The following is a 6,622-nucleotide window of genomic DNA, read 5'->3' on the forward strand; positions in this document are numbered from 1 at the left end:
GGGTTCGGATCAACGGACACCCGACTTGCCTACGCACATTATGTGCTGGGCCGGCTGTTGCTCGCGAGCAACCCGGACCAAGCGCTGGGATCATTCCTTGCGGCGGGCCGGATATATCAAAACCGACCCGATACCGCGATCCATGAAGCCCACGTCGCGATGCAAATAGCCGCCTTTCAATTGTCAGCAGACCGCGCCGATGTGGCGCTTGGATTGGTTAATCGCAACCTCGATGCGGTCAAGCAATCCGAACACGCGGCCCTGCTTTCGCTTTTATTGCTGATCAAAGCCGAAGCCTTGACGCTGCTTGACCGACCGACGCAAGCCGCCGCGGCACAGATCGACGCGCTTGGTTGGGCGCGCTATGGCTTTGGCACGGAAGCCGATATTCGCGCCCGCGTTTCAGAAATTCGCGCCATTAGCCCGCGCACCAGACAGGACAGCTCCTCATGATCATCTTTGCCTTCGCCGTGCTTGGGTTCCTTCTAGGCATCTCTGCCGCGCGAAAACGAAAGGGAAATCGACTTGATATGGCGCAATACGGCGCAGGCTTCGGCATTGCCTTCATGTTGCTCGGAGTTGTTGCTTCGATCGTAATCGAACGCATCATCACCTGATGTTTCTGCCCTTCTTTGATGCGCTGAGACGCGCGGGCGTGCCGGTGACGCTCCGGGAATTCCTTGGGTTTCTCGAGGCCTTGGACGCAGGCCTTGCGACCTATGATGTCGATGCCTTTTACTATCTGGGCCGCACCATCATGGTGAAAAGCGAAGCGCACCTTGACCGCTACGATCGGGCCTTTGCCGAAAGCTTCAAGGGGATTGAGATCATCCCGATTGAGGCCGTCGTCGAAGCGCTTGATCTGCCCGAAGAGTGGCTACGCAAGATGGCTGAAAAGCATTTGAGCGCAGAGGAAAAAGCCGAAATCGAAGCTTTGGGCGGCTTTGACAAGCTGATGGAGACCCTACGAGAACGCCTGAAAGAACAAGAAGGTCGCCACCAAGGTGGATCCAAATGGGTCGGCACGGCAGGAACGTCTCCCTTCGGGGCTTATGGGTATAACCCCGAGGGTGTTCGCATTGGGCAAGATGCCTCGCGCCACCAACGCGCCGTCAAAGTCTGGGACAAGCGGGATTTCAAAGACCTCGACGATACCCGCGAGATTGGCACACGAACGATCAAAGTGGCCCTGCGGAGATTACGGCAATGGGCCCGTGACGGGGCGCATGACGAGTTGGACCTTGATGGTACCATTCGCGCCACCGCAGAACACGGCTACCTCGACGTCAAAACCCGCCCCGAGCGTCGAAATGCAGTGAAGGTGCTGCTGTTTCTTGATGTTGGCGGATCTATGGATTCGCACGTGCAGTTGGTCGAGGAACTGTTCTCAGCCGCCCGAACTGAATTCAAACACCTCGAACACTATTACTTTCACAATTGTCTCTACGAAGGTGTCTGGCGCGCCAACACCCGGCGCTGGAACGCGCAGATCCCGACGTGGGACGTGCTGAATACCTACGGTGCTGGCTACAAATGCATTGTTGTGGGCGACGCCGCCATGTCGCCCTACGAGATCGCAATTCCGGGTGGGGCCAGCGAGCATTGGAACAAAGAGCCAGGCGAAACTTGGCTACGCCGCGCCTTTGAACAGTGGCCCGATAGCTTATGGATCAATCCTGTTCCCGAGACGCACTGGCAATACACCATGTCCACGACCATGATCCGCGAGATTATCGGAGCAGATCGTATGGTGCCTTTGACGCTTGAGGGGCTAATGCGAGGGATGCGGCGATTAGGCTAAAGGGTCGGTCATTGCCGCGCGCCGTATCCCGCCCCATATATTGACTATGATCAAGTTTACCCCAATCCTGATTGCCCTTCTGTATGGCCTCGTAATGTATCGCTTTTCTGTCTGGCGGACCAAGCGCACCCTTGACTCGCAATCGACAGAATTGGCGGATCCGGTTTTGAAAGGCCTCATGGATCGGATGGCCGCTTCGCTTGATCTGAAACGTATCCGCGTGAACATCTACGAAATTGACCCGGTGAACGGATTGGCGGCCCCCGATGGACGGATTTTTCTGACACGCGGCTTTTACCGCAAGTATAAAGCTGGCGAAGTCACCGCCGAGGAACTGGCCAGCGTGATCGCGCATGAGCTTGGACATGTGGCGCTTGGCCATTCACGGCGTCGGATGATTGATTTTTCGGGTCAGAACGCGCTGCGGACCGCTTTAGCGATGATCCTGTCGCGGTACATCCCGTTCGTCGGCGCTTTCGTTGCGAATTTTCTGATGTCACTCTTGGCTGCTGGTCTTTCGCGCAAGGACGAGTACGAGGCTGACGCTTATGCGTCAGCTCTTCTGGTAAAGTCCGGGATTGGAACCGCGCCGCAGAAGTCCTTGTTCAAAAAGCTGGAAACGCTGACTGGCGCAAACGGTGCCGCGGCACCTGTCTGGCTGATGAGCCACCCCAAGACCGCCGAGCGCATTGCCGCAATTGAGGCAAATGAAGCCCGTTGGCTATCGCCCGGTCAGGACGTATAGACGGCTTTGCCAAGTCTGGGCAGGCGCGCACGTTTCAAAAGGGCGCGCGGGTTGGCCGTATCAATTCCATGGTTGTCTGCCGTGTTCATGATTTCCTCAAGAACCCCTCGCAGCATATTGGGATCACTATGAAATATCTCCAAAAGGAAGGTGTCAGGCGCCCGCAACTGGATATCGTCGCGTGCCAATGTGCGTGTCGGAAAGTCTTTTAGGTTCATCGTCAAAAGCTCATCCGCTGCGCCATCGATTGCAGCGGCCAGCACATGGATGTCATCGGGGTCGGGCAACGACAATCGCGCCGCTGTTTCGAATGAATGTTGCACAATCGCTCCCGGGAAAAGTGCATTAATCCCATCAATCTCCAGACCAGCAATTTCACCCTCACCGCGTTTTTGCGCCACGCGCCGCCATTCCTCAAGAATGCGCGGGGACCAAAGCGGGGTAAAGGCACCCCGAAAAGCTGTTTTCACCACAATTTCCCGCAACACCGTGGGATAGAGGACACAGGCGTCGATAAGAACTCTCACCCCAAAAGCCGGAACGTGATCGCTTTGAGATACCCGCTTTCCGCCAAATGCGGATGCTGGGGGTGGTCCGGGCCTGCAAAGCCGGTACGCAAGATTTGACAGGCGCGCCCTGCCCGCCCGATCCCTCGCAACGACGCGGCCCGAAACTGATCAATCTCTGCTGCATGCGAACACGAACACAGCGTCAATGTGCCGTCGGTTGCGACCAGTGCGGCAGCCAAGCGGGCCACTTTCTCGTAGGCTCGCAAACCTGCATCCCGCGCCTGTTTGTGGGGCGCAAAGGCGGGCGGGTCGCAGACCACCGTCCCAAACGAGCGGCCTTCTTCGGAAAGTGATGTCATCGCCTCAAAAGCATCCGACGCGTTTGTTTCGAACCGATCCGCCACCCCGGACGCCTTAGCGCCAGCCCCAGCGAGCGTCAGCGCCGCAGTCGAACCATCGACAGCCAAAGCTGAGGTCGCCCCGGACGCCAAGGCGGCAAGCGCAAATCCACCGACATGCGAAAAGACATCCAAGACGTCGGTATCGCGCGCGAGTCGGGCGACAAATGCATGGGTCGGACGTTGGTCGTAGTACAACCCGGTTTTCTGTCCGCTAAGTAAATCTGCCATATAAATCGCGCCATTCATTGGCACGGCAATCAACTCGGAAAGAGTTCCACGGATCAATCCGGACGCATCGTCCAATCCTTCAAGTCCCCGCGCCCGTCCAGTGCCACTTTTGACGATCGCCGTGACGCCCGTGACCTCTGCCAGAACATCCGCCAGTTCCTCAAGTCGCACGTCAGCCCAAGCCGCGTTGGGCTGGATGACAGCAGCGTCACCAAAGCGGTCGACGATGACACCCGGCATGCCATCAGCTTCCGCATGGATCAGACGATAATACGGCGCATCGAAGAGCGCATTGCGCGTCTTAAGGGCGCGCCCAATTCGCTTGGCCATCCACGCGCGATCAATTTCGGCACCTGGGTCTGCATCTAAGACACGCCCAAATATTTTTGAATTTGGGTTAACTGCAACCGTCGCAATCGGATTGCGGTCGGCGTCTTCCAGCCGCGCGAGGCTACCGGGGACAAGCGCGCGCGTGCGCCGATCTGTGACCAATTCATTGTCGTATACCCAAGGAAACCCGCGTCTCAGACGACGCGCATCGGTTTTGGGCTTCAGGCGGATGATGGGGTGATCAATATTCATGCCGCCCCCTTTAACGGGAACGGACCCGGACCGAAAGAGATCAGCGCGCTTTGCGACCTGCCAGTAACGAACGTACCCAATTGGCACGCAAGCGGCGGGCTTCTATTTCGACTGCCATCAGATCAATTTCGCCATATTTAGATTGGTAAGACATTGGGAATTCCTCATTTTGCTGTCGACAGTCACCTAGGCCTCAAGTCCGGGCGCCAAAAGCCACGTTTCGACAAACCCGTTATGCGGACGCAACATAGCGGCGAACTGATCGCACCACTTTGCGTTGTTAGCGGTAACAAAGAGTGCTATGAGGCTGCAGACTTGTCTTTAGGAGGCTCCGATATGGGTTTGAACAATACGGTGCATCGCGTCACCGAGCGGATCATTGCGCGATCCGGACGCGCGCGCGGAGGCTACCTCGACAAAATCGCGCGTGCGCAAGACGATGGCGTAAAACGTGGCCACCTCACTTGTGGAAATCAAGCCCACGCCTTTGCGGCCATGGGCGACGACAAGGCGGCGTTAGTGGATGATTGCGCGCCCAATATTGGGATTGTGACCGCATATAACGACATGCTGTCAGCGCACCAGCCGTTCAAAGACTATCCCGATCAGATCAAAGAGGCCGCTCGTTTGGTTGGCGCGACGGCACAGGTTGCCGGAGGCGTGCCCGCAATGTGCGATGGGGTTACACAGGGGCAGACCGGGATGGAATTGAGCCTTTTCTCGCGCGATGTGATTGCTTTGGCGGCGGGCGTGGCTTTAAGCCACAACACCTTTGATTCTGCCATGTATCTCGGCGTCTGCGATAAGATCGTTCCAGGGCTGATCATTGCTGCCGCCACCTTTGGACATATCCCTGCCGTCTTTGTCCCCGCAGGACCGATGATCTCAGGCCTCCCAAACGACGAAAAAGCCAAAGTTCGCCAGCAATTCGCAGCCGGAGAAGTGGGTCGCGACAAGCTGATGGAAGCCGAGATGGCCTCGTACCACGGCCCAGGCACCTGCACGTTCTATGGAACTGCGAATTCGAACCAGATGCTGATGGAATTCATGGGGCTTCATCTGCCGGGCTCAAGTTTCGTCAATCCCGGAACTCCTTTGCGGGACGCTTTGACCGTCGAGGCTACCCGGCGCGCCGCAGCAATCACCGCACAGGGGAACGATTATCGACCTGTTTCAGCTATTCTCGATGAGAGGGCCTTTGTGAACGGGATCGTAGGACTGATGGCCACGGGAGGGTCGACAAACCTTGTTATCCACCTGCCCGCGATGGCACGCGCTGCGGGTGTGATTCTTGATATTGAAGACTTCAACGATCTTTCTGCTGCCACACCGCAGATGGCGAAAGTCTATCCAAATGGCCTTGCTGACGTGAACCATTTCCATGCAGCGGGCGGTCTCGCCTACCTGATCGGTGAACTCCTTGGGGCCGGACTGCTGCATCCAGACACAAGCACAATTGCCGGAGATGGGCTTGGGCTTTATGCGACCGAGCCAACCCTAAGAGACGGTGCTTTGACGTGGGTTGAAGGCCCGAAGGAAAGCCTCAACGATAAGATCGTTCGACCCGCAGGCGACCCCTTCAAGCCAAGCGGCGGACTGCGCGAACTTAAAGGCAATCTCGGCCGCTCAGTCATGAAAGTGTCTGCCGTCGCGTCGGAGAACCAGGTGATCGAGGCCCCTGCCCGCATCTTTGAAACGCAGGATGCCGTGAAAGCGGCCTTCAAGGCCGGGGAATTCACCGGCGACACCGTGGTTGTGGTCCGTTTTCAAGGCCCAAAAGCAAATGGCATGCCCGAATTGCACTCGCTGACACCAATCCTGTCAGTTCTGCTGTCCCGGGGATTGAAGGTTGCGTTGGTGACCGATGGCCGCATGTCCGGAGCAAGTGGCAAGGTGCCGTCCGCTATCCACCTGTCGCCCGAAGGCGCACATGGCGGCCCCATTGCCAAGCTGCAAGACGGCGACCTTGTGCGGGTCGATGCGGTTTCGGGAACACTGGATTGCCTCGCGGACGGCTTTGAAAGCCGCACACCGGTTGTACCTGACCTTTCTGACAATCAGGAAGGCTTGGGGCGCGAGCTATTCACGGCCTTCCGGGACCGTTGCGGGCTGGCCGCCGATGGCGCTGGCACGGTCGTTTAAGCGAACGCCTATGACATCGACAGAATTGCGCCTAAACGCGGGCAATCCTTGAAAGACGGAGATAAAATATGACCCCCGAAGAAAGTAGTATTCAGGCCGCCGAGATTTGCCAACTTGCCCCAGTCGTACCGGTCCTTGTTGTCGAAGACGCAGCATTGGCCGCCGCGTTGGCGACGGCCCTGGTCGCAGGCGGACTGCCTGCCCTTGAGGTGAC

At 57.5% G+C, this 6,622-nt stretch carries 6 protein-coding genes and 2 pseudogenes; 6 read left to right on the forward strand and 2 right to left on the reverse strand.

Annotated elements, in window-relative coordinates:
- The 4 genes and pseudogenes from AC221Y_RS18120 to AC221Y_RS18135 all read left to right on the forward strand — a co-directional run.
- Positions 1-453, forward strand: a pseudogene (locus AC221Y_RS18120) (DUF2927 domain-containing protein); the annotation flags it as partial.
- Positions 450-617 carry a hypothetical protein gene (locus AC221Y_RS18125; RefSeq protein ID WP_299755947.1) on the forward strand — a complete coding sequence of 56 codons (168 nt, stop codon included), beginning with the start codon at positions 450-452 and terminating at the stop codon, positions 615-617. The pseudogene AC221Y_RS18120 and the gene AC221Y_RS18125, both read left to right, overlap by 4 nt.
- Positions 617-1,801: a vWA domain-containing protein gene (locus tag AC221Y_RS18130; RefSeq protein WP_299755944.1), complete on the forward strand. Its 1,185-nt coding sequence runs from the start codon at positions 617-619 to the stop codon at positions 1,799-1,801. The genes AC221Y_RS18125 and AC221Y_RS18130 overlap by 1 nt, the downstream gene beginning before the upstream one ends.
- A 46-nt stretch (positions 1,802-1,847) precedes the next feature.
- A complete protein-coding gene (locus tag AC221Y_RS18135) occupies positions 1,848-2,546 on the forward strand; it encodes a M48 family metallopeptidase (protein ID WP_299755940.1) in 699 nt (232 codons plus the stop codon).
- On the opposite strand, the gene AC221Y_RS18140 is transcribed toward AC221Y_RS18135, so the two are convergent.
- Both AC221Y_RS18140 and AC221Y_RS18145 read right to left on the reverse strand, forming a co-directional pair.
- Positions 2,534-3,073: an RSP_2648 family PIN domain-containing protein gene (locus AC221Y_RS18140; RefSeq protein WP_486707947.1), complete on the reverse strand. Its 540-nt coding sequence runs from the start codon at positions 3,071-3,073 to the stop codon at positions 2,534-2,536. The genes AC221Y_RS18135 and AC221Y_RS18140 overlap by 13 nt on opposite strands.
- Positions 3,070-4,260 (reverse strand): RSP_2647 family RNA methyltransferase, encoded by a 1,191-nt coding sequence (locus tag AC221Y_RS18145; RefSeq protein WP_299755989.1) that lies wholly within the window; start codon positions 4,258-4,260, stop codon positions 3,070-3,072. Before AC221Y_RS18145 ends, AC221Y_RS18140 begins: the two co-directional genes overlap by 4 nt.
- A 342-nt stretch (positions 4,261-4,602) precedes the next feature.
- Between AC221Y_RS18145 and edd the strand changes: the two genes are divergently transcribed.
- Both edd and AC221Y_RS18155 read left to right on the forward strand, forming a co-directional pair.
- Positions 4,603-6,408: a phosphogluconate dehydratase gene (gene edd / locus AC221Y_RS18150; RefSeq protein ID WP_486707948.1), complete on the forward strand. Its 1,806-nt coding sequence runs from the start codon at positions 4,603-4,605 to the stop codon at positions 6,406-6,408.
- Positions 6,409-6,476: 68 nt separating this feature from the next.
- Positions 6,477-6,622, forward strand: a pseudogene (locus AC221Y_RS18155) (keto-deoxy-phosphogluconate aldolase); the annotation flags it as partial.

The organism is Boseongicola sp. (genome assembly GCF_057460485.1).